This is a genomic window from Stenotrophomonas sp. 704A1, from assembly GCF_030549525.1.
Lineage (GTDB): Bacteria > Pseudomonadota > Gammaproteobacteria > Xanthomonadales > Xanthomonadaceae > Stenotrophomonas > Stenotrophomonas tuberculopleuritidis.
Genome location: NZ_CP130831.1, coordinates 4,325,950 through 4,346,855, shown reverse-complemented (window position 1 = coordinate 4,346,855; position 20,906 = coordinate 4,325,950). Strand labels below are relative to the sequence as shown.

General features: G+C 68.1%; 17 protein-coding genes. 10 read left to right on the top strand and 7 right to left on the bottom strand.

Features of this window, described 5'->3' with window-relative positions; translation table 11 throughout:
- Positions 1–9 precede the first annotated feature (9 nt).
- Both Q5Z10_RS19845 and Q5Z10_RS19840 read left to right on the top strand, forming a co-directional pair.
- Complete coding sequence (locus Q5Z10_RS19845; protein WP_303637054.1) at positions 10–258, top strand: hypothetical protein; 249 nt, start codon at positions 10–12, stop codon at positions 256–258.
- A gap of 154 nt (positions 259–412) precedes the next feature.
- Complete coding sequence (locus Q5Z10_RS19840; RefSeq protein ID WP_303639233.1) at positions 413–2,815, top strand: DUF3772 domain-containing protein; 2,403 nt, start codon at positions 413–415, stop codon at positions 2,813–2,815.
- 537 nt (positions 2,816–3,352) lie between these two features.
- On the opposite strand, the gene Q5Z10_RS19835 is transcribed toward Q5Z10_RS19840, so the two are convergent.
- On the bottom strand, positions 3,353–5,458 hold the full coding sequence (locus tag Q5Z10_RS19835) for a phosphoglycerol transferase I (RefSeq protein WP_303637053.1): 2,106 nt from the start codon (positions 5,456–5,458) through the stop codon (positions 3,353–3,355).
- Between the two features lie 265 nt (positions 5,459–5,723).
- Complete coding sequence (locus tag Q5Z10_RS19830) at positions 5,724–7,415, bottom strand: ABC1 kinase family protein (protein ID WP_442758962.1); 1,692 nt, start codon at positions 7,413–7,415, stop codon at positions 5,724–5,726.
- Between the two features lie 203 nt (positions 7,416–7,618).
- On the opposite strand from Q5Z10_RS19830, the gene Q5Z10_RS19825 reads away from it, so the two are divergent.
- Complete coding sequence (locus tag Q5Z10_RS19825) at positions 7,619–8,545, top strand: DUF808 domain-containing protein (RefSeq protein ID WP_303637052.1); 927 nt, start codon at positions 7,619–7,621, stop codon at positions 8,543–8,545.
- 72 nt (positions 8,546–8,617) lie between these two features.
- Here Q5Z10_RS19825 and Q5Z10_RS19820 read toward each other — a convergent pair whose 3' ends face one another.
- Positions 8,618–10,156 (bottom strand): GGDEF domain-containing protein, encoded by a 1,539-nt coding sequence (locus Q5Z10_RS19820; RefSeq protein ID WP_303637051.1) that lies wholly within the window; start codon positions 10,154–10,156, stop codon positions 8,618–8,620.
- Between the two features lie 105 nt (positions 10,157–10,261).
- Between Q5Z10_RS19820 and Q5Z10_RS19815 the strand changes: the two genes are divergently transcribed.
- From Q5Z10_RS19815 to Q5Z10_RS19805, 3 genes are all read left to right on the top strand, one after another.
- Complete coding sequence (locus Q5Z10_RS19815; protein WP_303637050.1) at positions 10,262–10,897, top strand: NAD-dependent epimerase/dehydratase family protein; 636 nt, start codon at positions 10,262–10,264, stop codon at positions 10,895–10,897.
- A complete protein-coding gene (locus tag Q5Z10_RS19810; RefSeq protein ID WP_303637049.1) occupies positions 10,897–11,604 on the top strand; it encodes a helix-turn-helix transcriptional regulator in 708 nt (235 codons plus the stop codon). The genes Q5Z10_RS19815 and Q5Z10_RS19810 overlap by 1 nt, the downstream gene beginning before the upstream one ends.
- 82 nt (positions 11,605–11,686) lie before the next feature.
- Complete coding sequence (locus Q5Z10_RS19805; protein ID WP_303637048.1) at positions 11,687–12,073, top strand: VOC family protein; 387 nt, start codon at positions 11,687–11,689, stop codon at positions 12,071–12,073.
- Between the two features lie 117 nt (positions 12,074–12,190).
- Here the strand turns inward: Q5Z10_RS19805 and Q5Z10_RS19800 are convergent, their stop codons facing one another.
- Genes Q5Z10_RS19800 through pdhA form a run of 4 tightly spaced genes read right to left on the bottom strand, consistent with a single transcriptional unit; the run spans position 12,191 to position 16,070 of the window.
- Entirely contained in the window at positions 12,191–13,576 is a 1,386-nt protein-coding gene (locus tag Q5Z10_RS19800; protein WP_303637047.1) for a dihydrolipoamide acetyltransferase family protein, read from the bottom strand.
- Complete coding sequence (locus tag Q5Z10_RS19795) at positions 13,573–13,926, bottom strand: SH3 domain-containing protein (protein WP_303637046.1); 354 nt, start codon at positions 13,924–13,926, stop codon at positions 13,573–13,575. Before Q5Z10_RS19795 ends, Q5Z10_RS19800 begins: the two co-directional genes overlap by 4 nt.
- Position 13,927: 1 nt before the next feature.
- Positions 13,928–14,995, bottom strand: a complete 1,068-nt coding sequence (locus Q5Z10_RS19790; RefSeq protein WP_303637045.1) for an alpha-ketoacid dehydrogenase subunit beta — start codon at positions 14,993–14,995, stop codon at positions 13,928–13,930.
- Positions 14,988–16,070, bottom strand: a complete 1,083-nt coding sequence (gene pdhA, locus Q5Z10_RS19785) for a pyruvate dehydrogenase (acetyl-transferring) E1 component subunit alpha (protein WP_303637044.1) — start codon at positions 16,068–16,070, stop codon at positions 14,988–14,990. The genes Q5Z10_RS19790 and pdhA overlap by 8 nt, the downstream gene beginning before the upstream one ends.
- Positions 16,071–16,395: 325 nt before the next feature.
- Between pdhA and Q5Z10_RS19780 the strand changes: the two genes are divergently transcribed.
- The 4 genes from Q5Z10_RS19780 to Q5Z10_RS19765 all read left to right on the top strand — a co-directional run bounded on the left by Q5Z10_RS19780 (position 16,396) and on the right by Q5Z10_RS19765 (position 20,889).
- A complete protein-coding gene (locus tag Q5Z10_RS19780) occupies positions 16,396–17,271 on the top strand; it encodes a tryptophan 2,3-dioxygenase (RefSeq protein WP_303637043.1) in 876 nt (291 codons plus the stop codon).
- A 181-nt stretch (positions 17,272–17,452) separates the two neighbouring features.
- Positions 17,453–18,952 (top strand): peptide MFS transporter, encoded by a 1,500-nt coding sequence (locus tag Q5Z10_RS19775; protein WP_303637042.1) that lies wholly within the window; start codon positions 17,453–17,455, stop codon positions 18,950–18,952.
- A gap of 19 nt (positions 18,953–18,971) precedes the next feature.
- The gene (locus Q5Z10_RS19770; protein WP_303637041.1) at positions 18,972–19,577 is read left to right on the top strand and encodes a thioredoxin family protein; all 606 of its coding nucleotides are present in this window, start codon (positions 18,972–18,974) and stop codon (positions 19,575–19,577) included.
- A 172-nt stretch (positions 19,578–19,749) separates the two neighbouring features.
- Positions 19,750–20,889, top strand: a complete 1,140-nt coding sequence (locus tag Q5Z10_RS19765; RefSeq protein ID WP_303637040.1) for a hypothetical protein — start codon at positions 19,750–19,752, stop codon at positions 20,887–20,889.
- Positions 20,890–20,906 lie beyond the last annotated feature (17 nt).

Genomic DNA, 20,906 nt, shown 5'->3' with positions numbered 1-20,906 from the left:
GAGGTGCCGATGTACCAGGTGATCCTGTTGAAGAATGAAACTTCGTTCGCCCGCGAGCAATGGCCGCAGGTCGATGATCTGGTCGACTACGAAGGGGTGAGCTACAGCCTGCGTGCCGGCCCGCGCCAGCCGTTGCCGACCGACCACGCCTGGCACCCGATCGCGGTGTATGCCCCGGACGAGATCACCGAGGAGGAGTTCCAGGACTGGTACGCGCTGCAGCAGCCCAATGTGGAAGAGCTGCGGCTGAAGTACTGAGCCATCCGGCGCCCGCCAGCCGGCGCTGCGGCTGCGTCGCCGCCGGTGCCTGGCGGGCTCCGCCATCGGCTGTTTACCGGCCGTGCCGTATAGTCGCGCGCAGGCGCGGTGGTCCGCGCGAACCGGTGTGGCTGGCTTGTCTTCCTTCTTCCGAATGATCCTGGTACGCGGGCCCTGGCTGGGCCTGCTGTTGTGCAGCCTGCTGCTGGTGGCCGCGCCGGTGCTGGCCCAGGACGAGGAGCCGAGCCCGAAGCAGCAGCTGGCACAGATCGAGTCCACCCTGAACGACATCGAGCGCAAGCGCGGTGACGCCGCGGCCACCGAAACACTGGCGATGCTGTCTGACAACGCCGCGCAGGCACGGCGCGACGCCGAAGCGCTGGACAAGACACTGCAACCGCAGCTGGACCGGATCAACGAGCAGCTGGCGCAGCTGGGAACGCCCGCCGAGGGCACCACCGAGCCGCCGGAACTGGCAGCCCAGCGCCGCACCATCACCCGCCAGCGCGATGCCCTGGCGGCCTCGGTGGCGCAGGCCAAGACCAGTGCCGTGCGCGCCCAGCAGCTGGCCTCCGACATCGATCAGCAGCGCACCGCACAACGCACCGAGGAGCTGGGCCAGAAAGTCGCTTCGCCGTTGTCGCCGGCGCTGTGGCGCAAGGTGGCCGAGCGCCTGCCGATCGACATCGCCCGCGTCGCGCCGCTGGCCGAACAGGGCCGTGCGGCGCTGGTGGCGGGCATCCGCAGCAACGGCTGGGGCACCCTGCTGCTGGGCCTGGCCGCGGCACTGATCATGATGTTCCCGCTGCGCCTGTGGCTGCGCGGGCTGGGGCGGCGGTTCGCAGCCAGCGAACGTGCGCCTGACGGTCGCCTGCGTCGATCGGGGCTGGCCATGTGGCTGCTGCTGGTCGGCACCCTGCTGCCCGGCTACGCGGTGGTGGTGCTGGTGGCCGCACTCGATGCGATCGACGCGATCGCGCCGCGCCTGCAGGTGGTGGCCGAAGGACTGGAAACGGCGACCTTCCGCGCCGCGTTCATCGCCGCGCTCAGCGCCTGCCTGCTGGTGCCCAAGCGGCCCTCGTGGCGGCTGCTGAATCTGGATGACACCGCCGCGCTCAAGCTGCGCAAGTACGCTTGGGGCGCGGCAGCGCTGGCCTGGCTGAGCACGGTACTGGTGGCGCTGGACCAGGCCACGCGCACCAGCGACGTGACCACGGTGGCGCTGGACGGCCTGATCGCCCTGACCTACCTCGGCCTGATCATGGCCATGCTGGTGACCCTGGCACGCCTGCACCGCCGGCAGACCGCCGAGGCCGAAGCCAAGTTGGAAGCACAGGCCGACGGCCTCGGAACGAGCACGCCGGTGCGGCGCAGCAGCTGGCTGGTGCTGGCGCGGGTGGCGGGCAACATCGCGGTGGTGGCGGCCATCATCGCCACCCTGATGGGGTACCTGAACCTCGCCAAGTTCGTGAACCAGCAGCTGATCGGCGGCAGCATCGTGGTGCTGGCAGCGACACTGCTGTTCAAGTTCGTCGATGACCTGAGCACCTGGCTGCTCAACGCCGACAGCCGGGTCGGCCAGACCATCCTGCTCAGCACCGGCCTGAGCGTATCGCGGCTGGAGCAGGCCGGCGTGCTGTTGTCGGCCGCCCTGCGCACCATCGTCGTGCTGATCGCCCTGCTGGCGCTGGTGGCGCCGTTCGGCAACATCGGTGCAGTGGTGGAGCGCTTCTCCTCGTTGTTCACCACCGGCTTCGATATCGGCGGGACCAAGCTGGAGCCGGTGCGGATCGTGCTGGCGGTGCTGGTGCTGCTGGCGGGGCTGGCGGTTACCCAGCTGGTGCAGCGCTGGTTGACCGACACGTACCTGCCGAAGACCGAACTGGATCTGGGGGCCCGCAACTCGGTCAGTACGGTGGCCCGTTACCTGGGCATCATCATCGCGGTGATCTGGGCGCTGAGCGCGATGGGCCTGCAGCTGAGCAAGCTCGCGCTGCTGGTCAGCGCGCTGTCGGTGGGTATCGGCTTCGGCCTGCAGGTGATCACCCAGAACTTCGTGTCCGGCCTGATCCTGCTGGCCGAGCGTCCGGTGAAGATCGGCGACTGGGTGAAGCTTGGCGATCAGGAAGGGGACATCCGACGCATCAGCCTGCGTTCCACCGAGATCCAGGTGGGCGACAAGTCGACGCTGATCGTGCCCAACTCCGAGCTGGTCACCAAGACCGTGCGCAACATGACGATGGGCAACAACCAGGGCCGCATCCAGATCCAGTTCGCGGTGCCGCCCAGCACCGATGTCGGTGGCCTGCGCGAGGCGCTGCTGGAGGCCTATGGCGCCCATGACAGCGTGCTGCAGCAGCCGGCACCGACGGTGTACATCGACAGCATTGCCGGCGGTCAGATCACCATCAACAGCTTCGCCTATGTCGCCAGCCCGCGGCAGGTCTACGCCGCCCGCAGCGACCTCTATTTCAGCCTGCTGCAGATCCTGGCCGAGCGGAACATCCCGCTGTCCACCCCGACCGATATCCACATCACCCGCGACCCGCAGGAGTAGGGGTTTCTCTGCAGGGCTGCGCCCTGCACCCGCTACGAGCCGGAGCAACAGCAAAAGCAAAAGCAACGGCAAAGGCAGCAGCGGGCATTCCGTGGTTTGGCGGGGCGGTGTGGGTTGTCAGGACACGCCGTAAACCCGTCCATGGGGGCTCGATGGCGCCATCCATGGCGCCAACGGTCCTGCCAACCCACACCGCCCCACCTCTGACAGATTCCTGCGGCTGTCGGTAGGTGTCGACCTTGGTCGACACGTTTGTCAGATAGCGAAATCAATATGGGGTCAGATCCGTTTTCCTCCGGAAAACGGATCTGACCCCAATAGTATTTCCGACAGATCGTGGAAAACTGTCGAAGGCGGGGTGGGTCCGGTTGCGGGAGTGTCCGCGGCATGGATGCCGCGGCCAAGCCCCCATGGATGGGTTTACGGCGTCTCCCGCAACCGGACCCACCCCGCCATCCCACGGAATGCCCGCTGTTGCCGTTGCTGTTGCTTCGGCCGTTGCTTCGGCGGGTGCAGGGCGCAGCCCTGCAAAGAACCCTACCCCCGCGGTCGGTTGCGCGAAGGCACCAGCGCGAACGTATCCACCGCCAGCGTCTCGGCATGGTTCAACCAGGCGCGGATCTCCAGATCGTCCACGGCATGGTCCAGGCCGAAGGACACGTTGATCCTGCCATCCGCATCCGGCTGCACCCACTGCTGGGCCAGCACCACCTTGCGCTGCGAAGACACCGCTTCGATCCAGAAGCCGCGATCCGGCCGCGTGCTCGCCACCAGCTGCAGCATGTACTGCCCGGCGCGGGTGCGGCGCCCCTTCTGGGTGATCATGTGCGCCTGGCGCACGCTCGGACGGGGGCCCTGCAGCGCTTCCAGCGGCGCATCCACCGCGATGCCGCCGCGCAGATCGTCATCGCGGTACAGCTTGATGCCGTTGTCACGGTTGACCAGCAGCGCACACCAGTCGCCGTCGGCCGACCCATCCTCGAACGCGGTGCAGCGATCGATGTAGGCCAGGGTGTTGTCCGGATCGGCGTCGTCGAACTGGCGCGAGGTGTTTTCCAGGTACACCGACTTCAGGTCCCAGTCCTTGTCGTATTCCAGCAGCACCGGCGGCTGCACGTGCTGCAGGCCCACCACCACCTGGTCATCGCCATCGATCTTCAGCTGCCGGGTCGGCTCGCCCAGCCACAGCGAACGGGCAAAGGCCAGGTACTGCGGGTAGTCGCGGCCACCGTCGCGATGCGCGGCGACGCTGGCACTCGGTGCACGCGTGTCATCCAGCAGCGAGCGGCCAAAGCCGAGGGTGTTCAGCGCGGGGTCGAGCAGGCTGAGCAGGGTGGCACCGGAGTCCAGCGTCGAAGCCTCCTCCGCCGCCAGCTGGCGCGGGGCCACGCCGTCGCCCAGGAACAGCAGCAGGTTCTCGCGTTTCTGGCTGGCCAGTACATGGCTGAGGTCGTTGGGCATGGCCAGATGGTCGGAGGCGATCACGATCAGCGTGTCCTTGCCGTACGGACTGGCCTGGATGCGTTCGACCAGCTGCGAGATCAGCCGGTCGGTGCACTTCAGTGCATTGAGCAGGCCGATGTTGCCGTACCGGCTCTGGTAACGCTCGCCCTTGCACGACACCGGCAGGTGCCCGGCCGGGTGGTGGGTATCCATCGTCAGCGTGGTCAGCATGAACGGTGCGCCGGCGCGCGAGAGCTGTTCGAAACGCTGGTAGGCGGTGTCCAGCAGCACGTCGTCGTGCACGCCCCAGGCCGAGTAGTGGATGCGGCCGATCTTCTTCTGCTGCTTGAACCAGGCCAGGTCATGCACTTCATCGAAGCCGTGGCTGGACAGGAACTGGCCCTTGCCGGCGAACTGGCCGTTGGCGCCGCCCAGGTAGTGATTGGTGTAGCCCTGCTGTTTCAGGTAGTCGCCCAGGCACACCGCCTTGGGCAGGAAGCTGCCCATCCGGTCCATGCTGTTCTCATCGCCCTGCGCGGTGGTCAGCGGGACGCCACACATGGAGGACACCAGCCCGGCAATGGTCCAGCCGCCGCCTTCGGCCGAAGCCAGGCCGCGCACATCCAGCGATCTGCCGGCCAGGCGGTTCAGATGGGGCATCAACCCGGGGAACACGGCCTCATCCAGGTAGGTGCGCTCCAGGCTTTCGCCGTAGATCCAGACGATGTTGCGCGGGCGCTGCAGCGGTTGCGTCGGCACCTGGTACTCCGGCGCGATGCGTGCGAAATCCACCGGCCGCAACTGCTGGTACAGGCGCTGGCCGTCGCGTGCCAATGGACTGATCATGAGCGTGGCGACCCACACGGCGGCGAACCCGGCAAACCACGCGCCGCCGGCAGAGGGATGGTGCCAGCGCTTCACCCGCGTGGCGAACAGCGGCAGCAGCGAGACCGCGGCCAGCACCAGGAAGCCGGCGATATACCCCTTGAAATCAGCAACGCCGGCGCCTTCCATGTCGGCGCCCAGGTGATACAGGGTGGCAGCGTTGAGTCCGTCTCCGGACAACTTGTCGATCAGCCACCAGGCACTGAGTGCCAGCAGCAGCAGCGAGAACAGGCCGGCCTTCCACCACACCCACTTCGCGGACGCGAGGAACAACCAGGACAGCAGCAACAACGACAGCAGCAGAATCCAGAGCATAGGCAGCTTCGGCAGTGACGGGGTGGTGGCGATGGACGTCGTACCGACGCGTGTCCATCCGACCGGCGCTGCCGCAAGCACATCTGTATGACAGGCCGATGACCCGATAGTGCATGCACGAACCTGACTGAAATGTTTGTTGAAATCGTGCGCGCGCGATCACGCGACGAACGTAATTCGAGCGTGAAGACTTCCGCTGGATTGCATTAAAAACCGCCTGAATGCAGCAGTTCCGCGCATCGCACCGCTGCGCTGCCGCGCGGTGCTAGCGGTGGCCGCGCTCTTCGCGTGCACGTGCGCGGCGATCGAACAGCAATGCGCTGGTCACGATGCCCAGGCCCAGCGCCACGCCGATCAGCAGCAGCACCAGGGCGATGGCCGGATAGCCGAATACGTGCCAGCCGGTGTCGATCCTCATCATCATCGCGGCGGCCATGATCAGTGCCGCGCTGATGATGCCGGCGGCCACGCGGTTGGCGATCTTCTGCAGGTTTTCCATCAACCGCGACTCTTCCAGCCCGGTCACTTTCATCTGCAGGCGGTTCTCGGCCAGCAGTGCCATGATGTCCGACAGCTTGCGCGGCCCATCGCGCAGCAGCTGCTGCAGCTCCATCGCCTCGCTGGCCAGGTTGGCGGCCGACAGCGACTTTTTCAGGCGCGCGCGCATCACGTGCTGCAGCTGGCGCTCGACGATGCGCCGCGTATCCAGCTCCGGTGCCAGCAGCCGGCACACGGTTTCCAGGTTCAGCAGGGCCTTGCCGAGCAGGCTCAGTTCCGGCGGCGTGCGCAGTCCGGAGGACGTGGCGATGCGCACCATGTCCAGCACCACCCGGCCTTCGGAAAAGTTGGCGCTGGCCGCATAGCGCGCGATCAGCTGCCCGGTCTCGCGCAGGTAGCGCTCTTCGTCGAAGGCTTCCAGCCGCGTGCTGATGCTGATCAGATCGTCGGCCACTTCCTCGCCACGGCCATCGACCGCCGCGAACAGGATCTTCAGCAGGCGCTCGCGCAGGCGCGGCGGCATGTGCGCGACCATGCCCAGGTCGAAGATCGCCAGGCGGCCGTCGGGCATCACCCGCAGGTTGCCGGGGTGCGGATCGGCATGGATCTCGCCGTGCACGAAAATCTGGTCCAGGTAGCCGCGGATCAAGGCGGCGGCCAGCGGGTCCATCGCCTGTTCGGTGCGGCGTACATCGGGGATCGCGTCCACACGCACACCGCTGGCCAGTTCCATGGTCAGCACCCGATGGCTGCAGTAGTCCCACAGCGGCTGCGGAATCCACAGCCGGCGGAACGGTTTCAGGTGGCGGCCGAAGCGCGCCAGGTTCTCCGCCTCGGCGTGGTAGTCCAGCTCCTGCATCAGGGTCTTGGCGAATTCATTGAGCCAGTCGCGCAGGCGCACGCGGCGACCGACCTGGGTCAGGTGGTCGGCGGCCAGCGCGAAGCTGCGCAGCACCTCCAGGTCCGAGCGCAGCTGAGCGGCCACCTCCGGCTTCTGCACCTTCACCGCGACCTCGCGGCCATCGTGCAGCACCGCACGATGCACCTGGGCGATGGACGCGCAACCCAGTGGATGCGGATCGAATGCGGCGAACAGCTTGTTCACCGGTGCGCCAAGCTCCTGCTCGACGATGGCATGGATGCGCTCGACCGGAATCTCGGCCACCTTCTCCTGCATGCGCTCCAGGGCGGTGGCGAACTCCACCGGCACCATGTCCGGCCGGGTCGACAGCATCTGCCCAAGCTTGACGAAGGTAGGGCCGAGCGCTTCGAGGTCGCTGACGAACTGTTCGGGATTGCTTTCCGGCGGGACATCGCTGTGGCTGCCGGCCGCGTCCAGGTTCATGCCGGAAAACACCCCCGAATGGCGATAGCGCATCAGCAGGCGCAGGATCTGGCTGCGCCGGTTCATGCCTTTCACCAGTTGAGGGTTGCCAGCGGCGGTGGGCGGATTGCTCAAGCGGAACTCCTTGCAGACGATGGCCGGCAGCGCCAGGCCATGCCCGGCGGCCACGCCGATGCCGGTAGCGCTGGCCCATGCGCAACGGAACGGGTAGCAGCCCCAGTGTCCCTGCAGCAGGGTCGTCACGCGGTGAACCCGCCATCTTCCGCAGCCCCCGCCGGATCGGTCAGAATCTGCCCATTCCCTTTCCTGGATTCCCCATGGCCGGTGCCAGCCTGTTTGCCCTGCTCGACGATATCGCCTCGCTGCTCGACGACGTCTCGGTCCTGACCAAGGTCGCCGCGAAGAAGACCGCCGGCGTGCTGGGCGACGACCTGGCGCTGAACGCGCAGCAGGTGACCGGGGTGAATGCCAACCGCGAGCTGCCGGTGGTGTGGGCGGTGGCCAAGGGTTCGCTGGTCAACAAGGTGATCCTGGTACCGGCGGCGCTGGCGATCAGCGCGCTGGAGGCCTGGCTGCACGGCCGCGGCTGGAACGTGCCGCTCATCGTGCCGCTGATGATGATCGGCGGCGCCTTCCTGTGTTTCGAAGGCGTGGAGAAGCTGGCGCACCGCTTCCTGCATTCGGCCGAAGAAGATGCCGAACACCAGGCCGAACGGCGCAAGGCCCTGGCCGACGCGCAGGTGGACATGGTTGCGTGGGAGAAGGACAAGGTGAAGGGCGCGATCCGCACCGATTTCATCCTGTCGGCGGAGATCATCGTGCTCTCGCTGGGCGTCGTGGCCACTGCGACGTTCGTCAACCAGGTCAGCACGCTGGTGGTCATCGCACTGGCAATGACCGTATTCGTCTATGGCCTGGTGGCTGGCATCGTCAAGCTGGACGACCTCGGCCTGTACCTGTCACGCAAGGGCGCGGCGCTGGCGGCAGTGGGGCGTGCCCTGCTGGTGTCGGCGCCATGGCTGATGAAGTTCCTGTCGGTGGCCGGCACCGCGGCCATGTTCCTGGTCGGTGGCGGCATCCTGGTGCACAACGTGCCGGCCCTGCACCACGCGGTGCAGGCGCTGGGCGGCGAGGGCCAGTGGGGCTGGCTGGTCAGCGCGCTGGGCAACATGGTGGTCGGCATCATTGCCGGCGCGATCGTGCTGGCAGCGGTGACCGGGTTCCAGAAGCTGCGCGGCCGGTGACATTGGCCGCCGGGCACGGCCCGGCGCTGCCGAACGCCCGCTGCCGGCGCCGGGCATGCCCGGCCGATCGCATCATCCCGCCTGCACGCGGTTCTTGCCGTGGCGCTTGGCCTCGTACAGCGCATCATCGGCGCGCCGCAGCAGGCTCTGTGCATCATCGCCGGGCTGCCATTGCGCCAGGCCCGCGCTGAAGTGCACCGGCACGCGCCGGTCCTGCACGGTCAGTACGCGGTGCGCCAGCGAACGCTGCAGGCGCTGCACGGTGGCCATGCTGTCGGCGCCCGGGGTTTCCGGCAGTACCAGCACGAACTCGTCACCGCCCAGGCGCGCGATGCCATCGGTGGCGCGCAGCAGCAGCTTGCATACCGCCACCAGGTGCTGCAGCAGTGCATCGCCACCGGCATGGCCATGGTGGTCGTTGGTCTGGTGGAAATCATCCAGATCAATCATCGCCACCCCCAGCGGTGCGTTGTGGCGTGCGGCGCGGGCCAGTTCACGCTGCAGCAGTTCATCCAGGCCACGTCGGTTCAGCGCCTGGGTCAGCGGGTCGATGCGGGCCAGGTCGCCGGCCGCACGCAGTTCCTGTTCCAGCACGGTGATGCGCTGCTCGGCCTGTTCCACCTCCTGCCGCGCCGCCGCCAGGTGGTCGCGGGCCTGTGCCGCCTGCAGCTGCACCTTGCCGGTGTCCTGCATCACTTCCTGCAGCAGATGGTTGAGGTCGGCAATGCTGCGCGATTCACGCAGCCGCAGCGCATAGCTGCCGATGCGGTCATGGTACTCGCCGGTACTGGCGGCCATGCCGTCCATGCGCTCGATGAACTCGCCCATCAGGCCGCGCATGGCCGCCTTGGATTCATCGATGCCCTGCCGCAGCAGGCCCTGCCTGTAGATCACTTCGCGCAGTTCGGCACGGGTGCGCTCGACCGATTCGGCCTCCAGCGGCCCGGCCAGCAGCTGGCGCACCGCCGCGATCTGGCCCTGCAGCCAGCTGCGGTCGTCCAGCAGTTCGCTGACGTTCTCCAGCAGCAGCGCGAACAGCTCCAGCAGCAGCGCCTGCTGCTCCTGCCAGCTCTCGGCACGCACGCCGATCTGGTGGCCGAGTTCGCGCACGCCCTGTTCGATCGGCTCCAGCGCCGCGCCGGGCTGCCACTGGCGCAGGCGCCCGGCCAGCAGCTGCGCCTGCTCGCGCAGATCGGGATCGTGCTGCAGCAGGGCGACCACCGCGCCGCCCAGCAGCAGCCGCAGCTGCTCGGACAGGCGCAGGCTGTCGGGCTGGCCGTCGGGCGAATGCTGCTCGATGGTGCGGATGTACTTGTCGATCAGCTGCCGCATGGCCCGGCCATAGCGCGGCCAGTCGGCGCTGGCCTGCGCCGACTGCAGGCGGTCACCCATGTCGCCCAGTTCGCCGGGCAGGGTCGCCATGCCGTTGGCGAATGCGGCCAGCAGCGGCTCGGGCGCGTCGGCGCCGGCGAACAGCTGCTGCAGCGCCACGCCGCCGCCGCCCTGCAGGACCACGCGGTCACCCAGCCCATCATCGGCCACCGCGCGCACGCGCGCCGGCGGCCCAAGGGCGGTGCCGGGGGCAGGGCGATGGTCAGGCTGGTCCGTCATGAAGCGAATCCCGGGGTGGCAGGGGCTGGTTCCAGCATATCGGCGCGGCCGCGCACGGCTTGAACGGATAGCATGGGGCCACAGAATGCCGCAGTGAGGGTGGGTATGCGTGTGATGTTGCTGGGCGCGACCGGGATGGTCGGGGGGCTGGCGCTGCCGATGCTGCTGGAGGACCCGCGCTGCCGCGCCGTGGTGGCGCCCACGCGGCGGCCGCTGGAGCTGCGCGATGCCAGGCTGCACGCGCCCGTGCTGTCCTTCGACGCGTTGCCCGAAGCGCCGGACTGGGCGCAGGTGGACGCGGTCATCTGCGCGCTGGGCAGCACCATGGCCCAGGCCGGCAGTCGCGAGGCGTTCTACCGGATCGACCACGACTACCCGTTGGCGTTCGCCCGCATGGCGCGTACCCAGGGCGCGAGGGCTTTCGTGCTGAACTCCGCAGCGGGCGCCAACCCGCATTCGGCGGTGTTCTACAGCCGGGTGAAAGGCGAGCTGGAGTGCGACCTGCGCGCGCTGGAATTCGCCTCGCTCACCCTCGTGCGGCCCGGCCTGATCGGCGGGCATCGCCAGCAGGTGCGACGTGGTGAAGCGTTCGCGCTGAAGGTGCTGGGCGCGTTGGACCCGGTGCTGCCACGGGCCTGGCGGATCAATCCGGCCGAGTGCATTGCCGCCGCGCTGGTGGATGCCGCGCTGGCACCTGCGCCGGGCGAGCACGTGGTGCCCTCGCGGAATCTGGTCGGCTGATGTCGCGTGCGCTGCGCCTGACCCAGCTGCTGCAGCTGCTGCGCCGCCATCGGCGGCCGGTGGCGGGACAGGCGCTGGCCGATGCCCTGGGTATCAGCCTGCGCACGCTGTACCGCGATATCGAAACCCTGCGTGAGCAGGGCGCCGATCTGCGCGGCGAGGCCGGCGTCGGCTACCAGCTGGCACCCAGCGATACCTTGCCGCCGATGACCCTGCCACCCGCAGAGATCGATGCCTTGGTGCTGGGCCTGCGCTGGGTTGCGGCACGCACCGAGCCGGCACTGGCCGAGGCCGCACGTGATGCGTTGGCGCGCATCGCGCACGTATTGCCGGCCGCGCGTCGCGAAGCGCTGCGTGACAGTGGCCTGCGCGTGGGCCCTTCGCGCGCTGCGGCCAGGGTTCCCGCCGCGCGGCTGCGCGCCGTGCGTGAGGCCGTGGGTGCGCAGCTGCGCCTGCAGTTCGGCTACCAGGATGCACAGGGCCAGCGTAGTGCGCGCATCGTCTGGCCGTTCGCGCTGGGCTACTTCGATGACGTGCCGATGCTGGCGGCGTGGTGCGAGCGCCGCGAGGACTTCCGTCATTTCCGCCTGGACCGCATCCGCCAGGTGCGTGTGCTGCAGGATCGCTACCTGGTGCCGCGCGCCACCCTGCTGCGGCGCTGGCAGAAGGCGCAGGGCATCGCGCCCGACTGGCTGGATCGCTCGTAGCGCCGAGGCTGCTCGCCGCTACTGACAGAATCTGTCAGCAAGGCCATACCACCATGAACGCTCCCAACAACGGAGCTTCCCCATGTTCACGCCCAGCACCCTGCTGCAGTACGTACATGACGTCGCCGCCAGCGTCACCTTCTACAGCGGCATCCTCGGCAAAGCGCCGGTCGAACAGTCGCCCGGCTTTGCCCTGTTCCTGCTCGGCGATGGCGCTGCACTGGGCCTGTGGCAGCGCGACGACGTGCAGCCACCGGTGTCTGCGCAGGCCGGCGCCGCCGAACTGGCGATGGTGGTCGCCAATCCCGACGCCGTACAGCAGATGCACGATGCGTGGCACGCACTCGGCGTGCAGATCCTGCAGGCGCCGGTGACGTTGGCGTTCGGCCACACCTTCGTCGGTGCCGATCCGGATGGCCACCGGCTGCGTGTCTACAGCCGCGCCGAGGGCATGGTTGCGCGCGGCTGATCGCACGCATCTTTGCAGGGCCGAGCATGGCGCGGCTCCACCGTGGCGAAAAAAAACGCCGGGCAGTGCCCGGCGTTCTTCCAGATCAGGTGCCAACCCACGGTTGGCAGCCACCGATCAGCTGGCCAGTGCCAGGTCGTCCATCATCGCGCGCAGGAAGCGTGCCGCTTCACCGCCGGTGGCCGCGCGGTGGTCGAAGGTGACCGACAGCGGGATCACCTTGTGCGCTTCCACGCCGCCCATCACCGGAGTCATCTGGTGGCGGGCACGGCCGGCACCGACGATGGCCACGCACGGCGGCACCACGACCGGGGTCGCGTAGCGGCCGGCGAACATGCCGAAGTTGGACAGCGAGATGGTGTAGCCGCTCAGTTCCGAGGCGGCGATCGAACGCGATTCCACCTGCTCGCGCAGTCGGTTGACGCCTTCGCGGATGCCGCGTGCGTCGAGCATGTCGGCGTTGCGCAGCGCCGGCACGAACAGGCCGTCGTCGGTGTCCACGGCGATGCCGATGTCCACCTGCGCATGCAGGGTGCGGGTCAGCGCTTCACCGTCGAACCAGGCGTTCATCGCCGGCACCTTCTGTGCGGCGACCACGATCGAACGCACCAGGCGCGCGGTGACATCGTTGCCCGGCAGCCAGGCGTGGATGTCGGCGTCGTCGTTCAGCGTGGTCGGCACGACCTTGCTGTGCGCATCGGCCATCACCCGCGCCATGTTGCGGCGCACGCCCTTCAGCGGTTCCGGCTGGCCCTTGGCGACCACGCCCGGCGGCTGGGTACGCATCGGCTTGCCGGCGGCAGACAGCGGGGTGCGCGCTTCGCCCTGCACCGGAGCCGGCACCTGTGCCGGGGCCGGCGCGGCATGGGCCGCAGCGGCCGGAGCCGGAGCGGCGCCGATCCTGGCACTGCCATCCGCCGCCGCCTGCTTGACGTCGGCCATGGTCACCGCGCCGTCGGCACCGGTGGCGCGCACGCGGCTGAGGTCCACGCCCAGCTTGCGCGCGGTGGCTCGCACCGCCGGCACCGCCTTGACGCCGCCCACAGCCACGGCCTGTTCGGCATGCACGGCGTTGGAGCTCTGCATCGCGCCGACCACGGTACCGGCGTCATCACGCTCGGCAGCGGCCGGCTTGGCCTCTTCGGTGGCCACCGGGGCGGCCGCGCTGGGCAGTGGCGGCGGGGTGGGTGCCGCGGCCGGTGCCGCATGGCCGTGGCTGTGGCCGGTGTCCTGGCCATCGGCGCGCTGCGGCAGGTTCGGGTCCAGTTCGAAGCTGGCCAGCACCGAGCCGGTCGGGATGATGTCACCGGCTGCGCCGGACAGCTTCAGCACCTTGCCGGAGAACGGCGAGGGCACCTCGACGACGGCCTTGGCGGTCTCCATCGACACCAGCGGCGCATCCAGCATGATCACGTCGCCTTCCTTGACGAACCATTCAACGATGGTTGCGTCCGGCAGGCCTTCGCCCAGGTCGGGCAGGTTGAAGTTCTTGGTCTGGCTCATGTGCAGTTCTCTTCCAGCAGTTCCAGTTCGCGGGCCGGCAGCCAGCCCGTCGCGCCATTGGCGCGCTCGGACCACCACCATCCGCCGTGTTCGTGATGAAGCTTGACCATCTCGCCGTTTTCCACATCCAGCTCGCGGGCGTCGTAGTCGCACAGGGCTTCTGCGCGACCTTCGTCCAGCGGCTGCAACCACGCTACCGGTGCCCAGCCGGCACGCCCATCGCTGGTGCGTACCCAGGCAAACGCCGGCCATTCCTCGTCACGTACACCGACTTCGACGATCTGGCCGGTGCGGAACCGGAGCGGGTTGGAATACTGGCTGCGGTAAGCCCCGAGAAGGCGGGCCCGCATGTCAGCCCGCCGCCACCGCGCGCTTGGCCGCCGCCACGATCCGCTCCACGCTCGGCAGATACTTCATCTCCAGGCGGAACAGCGGAATGTGGGTGTCGTAGCCGGTCACGCGCTCGACCGGGGCCAGCAGGTCGTAGATCGATTCCTCGGCCAGGCGCGCAGCGATCTCGGCGCCGAAGCCCGCCGTCTTCGGCGCCTCCTGCACGATCACGCAGCGGCCGGTCTTGGCCACCGATTCGGCGATGGTGGCGAAGTCCAGCGGACGCAGCGTGGCCACGTCGATGACTTCGGCGCTGATGCCTTCACCGGCCAGCTTGTCGGCCGCTTCCAGCGCTTCCTTCACCTGTGCGCCCCAGGTCACCAGGGTCACGTCGGTGCCGTCGCGCAGCACGAAGCAGACATCCAGCGGCAGCGCTTCGCCGTCGTTGACCACCACTTCCTTGTACTGCCGGTAGATGCGCTTGGGCTCCATGTAGATCACCGGATCCGGCTCGCGGATCGCGGCCAGCAGCAGGCCGTAGGCGCGCTGCGGCGACGACGGCAGCACCACGCGCAGGCCCGGTACGTTGGTGAAGATGGCTTCGTTGGCTTCGCTGTGGTGTTCCGGCGCACGGATGCCGCCGCCCCACGGCACGCGCAGCACCATCGGGCAGTGCAGGCGGCCACGGGTGCGGTAACGCAGGCGTGCGGCATGGCAGACGATATGGTCGACCATCGGGTACATGAAGCCATCGAACTGGGCTTCGGCCACCGGCTTCATGCCCTGCGCGGCCAGGCCGATGGTGAGGCCGGCGATGGTGGTTTCATCCAGCGGGGTGTCGAGGATGCGCTCGGCGCCGAAGCGCTGCTGCAGGCCGGCGGTGGCGCGGAACACGCCGCCGTTGACGCCCACGTCCTCGCCCAGCACCAGCACCGACGGGTCGTGCTCCAGCTCCCAGGCCAATGCCTGGGTGATGGCTTCGATGAGGGTGATCGGGGTGGCGGTCATGTTCTGTTCTCCGCGCGCGACGGCAGCGCTGTCGGCGGCGTTGGTGTGCGCGCCGGGCGCGCCGTTCTTGATCTCATCCATGGCGCTGCTCCAGGGCGATCGCCTGGGCACGCTGGGCCAGCAGGTCCTGCGGCGGGTCGGCATAGAGGAAATCGAACATCGCCTCGACCGGCTGCACCGGTGTGTTGAGGTACAGGTTCACTTCCTCGTCCACGCGCTTGCCACATTCGGCGGTCCAGGCGGCTTCCTCTTCCTCGCTCCACACCCCGGCGTTGGTCAGGTACTTGCGCAGGCGCAGCATCGGCTCGCGCAGCCAGGCATCCTTCACTTCGGCGTCGTCGCGGTAGCGGCGCGCGTCATCGGCGGTGGTGTGGTCGGACAGGCGGTAGGTCATCAGTTCCAGCACGGTGCCGCCGTCGCCGGCCAGCGCGCGTTCGCGGGCCTGCAGCATGGCCGCCATCACCGCGATCAGGTCGTTGCCGTCCACCTGCAGGCAGTGCAGGCCGCCGGCCAGGCCCTTCTGTGCCAGCGTCTCGGCACCGGTCTGGGCCGAACGCGGAACCGAGATGGCCCAACCGTTGTTGACGATGCACAGGATCAGCGGCAGCTTGTAGGCGCCGGCCGAATTCAGTGCCGCGTAGAAGTCGGTCTTGGAGCTGCCGCCATCGCCGCACACGGCCACCGCGATCTGCGGCTCCTTGTTGAGCTTGAACTTCAGCGCGGCGCCCGCGGCATGCAGGCACTGGGTGGAAATCGGCACGCAGAACGGGAAGTCCTTGGCCGCATTGCCGCCGTAGTCGTTGCCGCGCTCGTCGCCGCCCCAGTACATCAGCACGTCGTGCGGGCGCACGCCGCGCATGAACATCGCGCCGTATTCGCGGTAGGACGGTGCGAACACGTCGTCCTTCTGCATCGCAGCGCCGATGCCCACGTGCGCGGCTTCATGGCCGAGGCAGGCAGCATAGGTACCCAGCTTGCCGGTGCGCTGCAACGCGATCGACTTGCCGTCGAACACGCGCACGAACAGCATCTGCTTGAACATCGGCAGCAGCGCGCGCGGATCGCGCAGGGCATCGGGCAGGTCATCGCGGACGAGCGTGCCGTCCGTGTCCAGGTACTGCAGGTATTCGATCTTGAACTCAGCGGCAACCGTCATTGCGTACTGCACCTTCGACAGAGAAGTTACAAATGATATGAATCGCCATGTTAAGGAATGCGTACGGGAAAGCCGTCCTGCGGCGCAGCACGGCCAGCCCCCCTTGTACCCCGTTTCCCGTGCCGGGCGCCAATAACTTCAACGTATTCAGCGGTTGCTGCAAAGCATCACAAAGGCCCCGGTCCTGAGCGCCAGTGCAACGGCGCAGACGGTTCCACGCGCAAGCCACGTTCCACAAGGGGTTCCGCACGCCCCGGTACGGTCGCTGCGGCTGCCAGCGGGGCGGCAACGCGCTACCCTTGCCGCCCCCGATCTGGTCCCGCCCATGTCCGTCGACAACAACCAACGCGATCTCGAAGCCGGCATCCACACCGATCTGCAGGGGCGGCTGACCTACGGCGGCTACCTGCGGCTGGACCAGCTGCTCAGCGCGCAGCAGCCGCTGTCCAACCCGCCGCACCACGATGAGATGCTCTTCATCATCCAGCACCAGACCTCGGAGCTGTGGCTGAAGCTGCTGGGCCACGAACTGGGCGCGGCGATCGGTTTCCTGCAGCGCGACGAAGTCTGGCAGTGCCGCAAGGTGCTGGCGCGCAGCAAGCAGGTGCTGCGCCAGTTGACCGAGCAGTGGTCGGTGCTGGAAACGCTGACCCCGTCCGAGTACATGGGCTTCCGCGACGTGCTGGGCCCGTCCTCCGGCTTCCAGTCGCTGCAGTACCGCTACATCGAGTTCCTGCTGGGCAACAAGAACGCGCAGATGCTGCAGGTGTTCGAGCACGACCCGGCCGGCCAGGCGCAGCTGCGCGTGGTGCTGGAGGCGCCCAGCCTGTACGAGGAGTTCCTGAAGTACCTGGCCCGTTTCGGCCACGCCGTGCCGGCGGTGTACGAGGCCCACGACTGGACCCAGCCGCATGTGGCCGACGACGCACTGCAGCCGGTGTTCGAGCGCATCTACCAGGACACTGACCGCTACTGGCGCGAGTACGCGCTGTGCGAAGACCTGGTGGACCTGGAGACCGCCTTCCAGCTGTGGCGCTTCCGCCACATGCGCACGGTGATGCGGGTGATCGGCTTCAAACGCGGCACCGGTGGCTCGTCCGGCGTCGGCTTCCTGGCCAAGGCGCTGGAACTGACCTTCTTCCCCGAACTGTTCCAGGTACGCACCAGCCTGCAGGCCGCCCCCCCGGCAGATCAGGCCTGACTCCCATTCAGCTTGGCCGCCGACGGCCGTCTGGATCGTTTCAGATGCAAGTTCAGCGAGCAGGCCGGCACCTGCCTCAGACGGCGTGTATTTGACGTGAACGCCACAAGTCGGTGATCCTCGCGCGTTGCTTCAACTGCACATCGGACGTGCTCGTCATCCACCGAACCAGGAAACCCGCATGAGCGTAAACGCCACTGCGAACACCCCGGAGCCGGCGCTGCCGGACTTCAAGACCACGCTGGGCCACCCGCGCCCGCTGTGGATGCTGTTCATGACCGAGTTCTGGGAGCGCTTTGCGTTCTACGGCATCCGTTGGGCGCTGGTGCTGTACATCGTTGCCCAGTTCTACAACGGCAGCGCGGCCGGTGAAGGCGACGCCAGCCGCATCTACGGTGCCTATCTGGCCCTGGTCTACGCCGCGGCGATCTTCGGCGGCTACGTGGCCGACCGCGTGCTGGGCTACCAGCGCTCGATCCTGACCGGCGCGATCATCATGGCCGCCGGCCTGTTCATGATCTCGCTGCCGCAGGAGCACATCTTCAAGCTCGGCCTGGCCACGATCATCGTCGGCAACGGCCTGTTCAAGCCCAACATCTCGACCATGGTCGGCAAGCTGTACGGCCTGAAGGATGAGCGCCGCGACTCGGGCTTCACCATCTTCTACATGGGCATCAACATCGGCGCGATGATCGCCCCGGTGCTGACCGAGTACCTGGCCCGCAAGGTCTTCGGGACCCCGGAGATGCCGTCGTACAAGGTCGTGTTCATCGCCTCCGGCGTGGGCATGCTGATCTCGCTGGTGTGGTTCTACATCGGCCGTGCCGGCCTGAAGGGCATCGGTGCACCGCCGGCCGGCGCTGAAGGTTTCGGCCGCATCATCATGGTGCTGGTCGGTGCCGTGGTCGCCATCCCGGTGGCCTACTTCCTGCTGGCCACCGGCGCCACCGCGCTGGCCTGGATCCTGGGGGCGATGTTCACCGCCCTGGCCATCCTGCTGCTGGTCGAAGGCATCCGCGAGGGCAAGGTGCAGCGCGACCGCGTGATCGCGATGCTGATCATCTTCGCCTTCAACGTGATGTTCTGGATGTTCTTCGAACAGGCCGGCAGCTCGTTCACCTTCCTGGCCGAGAACATCGTCAACCGCCAGTTCGGTGACTGGACCTTCCCGACCGCGTGGTTCCAGTCGGTCAACTCGGTGGCCATCATCACCCTGGCACCGATCATCGCCTGGATCTGGGTGGCCATGGGCCGCGCCAATCCGTCCATCCCGCGCAAGTTCGGCCTGGGCCTGCTGTTCAACGGCGCCGCCTTCGCGCTGTTGATGTTCGCCCTGTCGCAGATGGTCGTGGACGGCAAGATTCCGTTCTGGACCCTGTTCATGGTCTACGTCATCCAGTCGGTGGGTGAGCTGTGCCTGTCGCCGATCGGCCTGTCGATGGTGACCAAGCTGGCTCCGGTGCGCCTGGTCGGCTTCGGCATGGGCGGCTGGTTCCTGTCCACCGGCATCGGCAACAACCTGTCGGGCATCTTCGCCGGCGTGGTCAGTGGTGAAGGCGGCATGACGGTCGAGTCGGCCCTGAAGGGGTATACCTTCGGGTTCTGGGCCCTGATCGGCTCCGGCGTGGTGCTGTTCCTGATCGCCCCGCTGATCAACAAGCTGATGCACGGCGTCAAATGATGAAGAGAGGGTAGCTGGCATGCGCAACAAGCTCGGTGGTGCAGTGGTGGTGGTCTGTGCGGCGCTGATCGGCGCCTGTTCCCAACCGCAACCGCCTGCCGCGGCCGAGCCGACGCAGCCTCTGGATACCCGACCCACCGAGCCACCGGTCGCTGACCCCAGCGAACCGGTGGCCTCGGGCAACACCCCGGTGGCGGCGGACATCGCCGCCATCGCCGGCCTCGGCGCACAGTTCGACCCGGCCCGCGATGCCGCTGCCGACCTGGAAACCGCCAAGGTCGAAGCCCAGCGCGGCAAGAAGCGCATCCTGCTGGAGGTGGGCCACGCCGCCTGCGAGCCCTGCCATGCGCTGGACGAGACCGTCGAAGGCGACGGTGACCTGCGCCGCTTCCGCGATGCGCACTACGTCTGGGTGAAGGTCAACGCCAGCCCCGACAATCCCAACGCCGCCTTCCTTGGCCAGTTCCCGCCGCTTGCCGGCGAGCCCCCGCACCTGCTGGTGCTGGATGCCGATGGCACCCTGCTGGCCCCACAGGCCGGCGCGGACCTGCGCAAGGGCACCACCGTGCAGCGCACGCGCGTGCTCGCCTTCCTCAAGCAGTGGGCACCGGACAAGCCGGAATAGGGTGCTGCCAGGCGCTGGCCGGCACTGATCACAGGTGGCATCCACGTGTGGCGCGGATCTACTGCGCGGACCGTCACATTCTCTGCATCTGCGTCTCAACTTCAGCGTGGGCGCGCCGCTACCGGCAAGGACCTGAGTCGACGCCTCGTCGATGCAACCTACCGGAACGCCCATGCACAGCGACCATGCCGAACGATTGCCTGAACCTGCCAGCGACCTGGCCGAGGGCGGGGCAGGCGATGGCGTGACCCTGCCGCCGCAGGAGGCCCTGCTGGATGACGCCGGCACCGGCGAGGACACGGTTGAACTGGCACCGCCGCGCCACCGCCTGCCGCAGATCGCACTGCCGGACAACGTCGTGCTGAAGGGCGCGGTGCAGAAGCTGGTGGAGCAGAAGGCGAGGCTGGACCACCTCGCCGCCGAGGGCCAGCTGAGCGGCCTGCTGCCGCCGGAGTGGCAAGGCAACGGCGTGCGCGCGATCGATCTGCCTGCTTTCGTCCAGGGCGTGCTGCCGTTCCTGCAGCCGGGCGAGCGCGGCGAAACCGCACCGGCGCGGCTGCCGGTGCGCCACGTGCTGGGCGATGACAGCCGTTGGGGCGCCAAGGACGTGGGCGAGCCCAAATCACTGGCGTGGTACCTGGCCAGCGATGACCGTGCCAGCGCGGGCAGCAAGGATGTCGCCGAGGCCTACCTGGTCGGAGCACTGGGCCTGGCCTGGATGCAGGAAGGGCGCAGCCGCCCCGGCTTCCTGCGCGCGATGGCGCAGGACAGTCTGGCCGCCCGGGTCACCATGCTGGGGTATCCGCCAGCGGCGGAACTGGCGCTGTACAGCGTCACTGCGCATGGCCAGCCGCAGATCTGGTGCGTGCACGGCCGCCGCAGGCTGCGCCCGCTGGTGGCGCCGTGGCTGAGCGTGCCGCTGCTGACCGCCTATGGCGTCCCCGCGCCGGTGGCGTGGCCGGGCGGTTTCCCGCCGGTGGAGGCGGTGGCCGAGGCGATCGCCGCCGCGCGGCCGGGCAGGCTGTTGCCGGAAGTGGACCTGGGCAAGGTCGTGGCGAAGATCGCCGAAGAGGCGTCGTCCGAAGTCTGGCAGCCGGTCAGCCTGCTGCAGCTCAACACCTGGTCGCCGCGCTGGACGTTCTTCCTTGGCACCTTTGTCGGCCTGCCGTCGCTGCTGCTGGTGACCGCGGCGCTGGCACTGCCGGGCGCGGTCGAAGCCGCCACCGTTGCCGCCTCGCTCGGCTTCGCCGGCGGAGCCATCGCCGCGCTGGCGGTGCCGTGGATCCATGCACGGCGAAAGCACCTGAGTTGACGCCGGAGCGCCATCCA

Excerpts from the sequence above, each read along its gene's own strand:
- Q5Z10_RS19845 (WP_303637054.1), top strand. The coding sequence starts at position 10 with ATGTACCAGGTGATCCTGTTGAAGAATGAAACTTCGTTCGCCCGCGAG.
- Q5Z10_RS19840 (WP_303639233.1), top strand. The coding sequence starts at position 413 with ATGATCCTGGTACGCGGGCCCTGGCTGGGCCTGCTGTTGTGCAGCCTG.
- Q5Z10_RS19835 (WP_303637053.1), bottom strand. The coding sequence starts at position 5,458 with ATGCTCTGGATTCTGCTGCTGTCGTTGTTGCTGCTGTCCTGGTTGTTC.
- Q5Z10_RS19825 (WP_303637052.1), top strand. The coding sequence starts at position 7,619 with ATGGCCGGTGCCAGCCTGTTTGCCCTGCTCGACGATATCGCCTCGCTG.
- Q5Z10_RS19820 (WP_303637051.1), bottom strand. The coding sequence starts at position 10,156 with ATGACGGACCAGCCTGACCATCGCCCTGCCCCCGGCACCGCCCTTGGG.
- Q5Z10_RS19815 (WP_303637050.1), top strand. The coding sequence starts at position 10,262 with ATGCGTGTGATGTTGCTGGGCGCGACCGGGATGGTCGGGGGGCTGGCG.
- Q5Z10_RS19810 (WP_303637049.1), top strand. The coding sequence starts at position 10,897 with ATGTCGCGTGCGCTGCGCCTGACCCAGCTGCTGCAGCTGCTGCGCCGC.
- Q5Z10_RS19805 (WP_303637048.1), top strand. The coding sequence starts at position 11,687 with ATGTTCACGCCCAGCACCCTGCTGCAGTACGTACATGACGTCGCCGCC.
- Q5Z10_RS19800 (WP_303637047.1), bottom strand. The coding sequence starts at position 13,576 with ATGAGCCAGACCAAGAACTTCAACCTGCCCGACCTGGGCGAAGGCCTG.
- Q5Z10_RS19795 (WP_303637046.1), bottom strand. The coding sequence starts at position 13,926 with ATGCGGGCCCGCCTTCTCGGGGCTTACCGCAGCCAGTATTCCAACCCG.
- Q5Z10_RS19790 (WP_303637045.1), bottom strand. The coding sequence starts at position 14,995 with ATGGATGAGATCAAGAACGGCGCGCCCGGCGCGCACACCAACGCCGCC.
- pdhA (WP_303637044.1), bottom strand. The coding sequence starts at position 16,070 with ATGACGGTTGCCGCTGAGTTCAAGATCGAATACCTGCAGTACCTGGAC.
- Q5Z10_RS19780 (WP_303637043.1), top strand. The coding sequence starts at position 16,396 with ATGTCCGTCGACAACAACCAACGCGATCTCGAAGCCGGCATCCACACC.
- Q5Z10_RS19775 (WP_303637042.1), top strand. The coding sequence starts at position 17,453 with ATGAGCGTAAACGCCACTGCGAACACCCCGGAGCCGGCGCTGCCGGAC.
- Q5Z10_RS19770 (WP_303637041.1), top strand. The coding sequence starts at position 18,972 with ATGCGCAACAAGCTCGGTGGTGCAGTGGTGGTGGTCTGTGCGGCGCTG.
- Q5Z10_RS19765 (WP_303637040.1), top strand. The coding sequence starts at position 19,750 with ATGCACAGCGACCATGCCGAACGATTGCCTGAACCTGCCAGCGACCTG.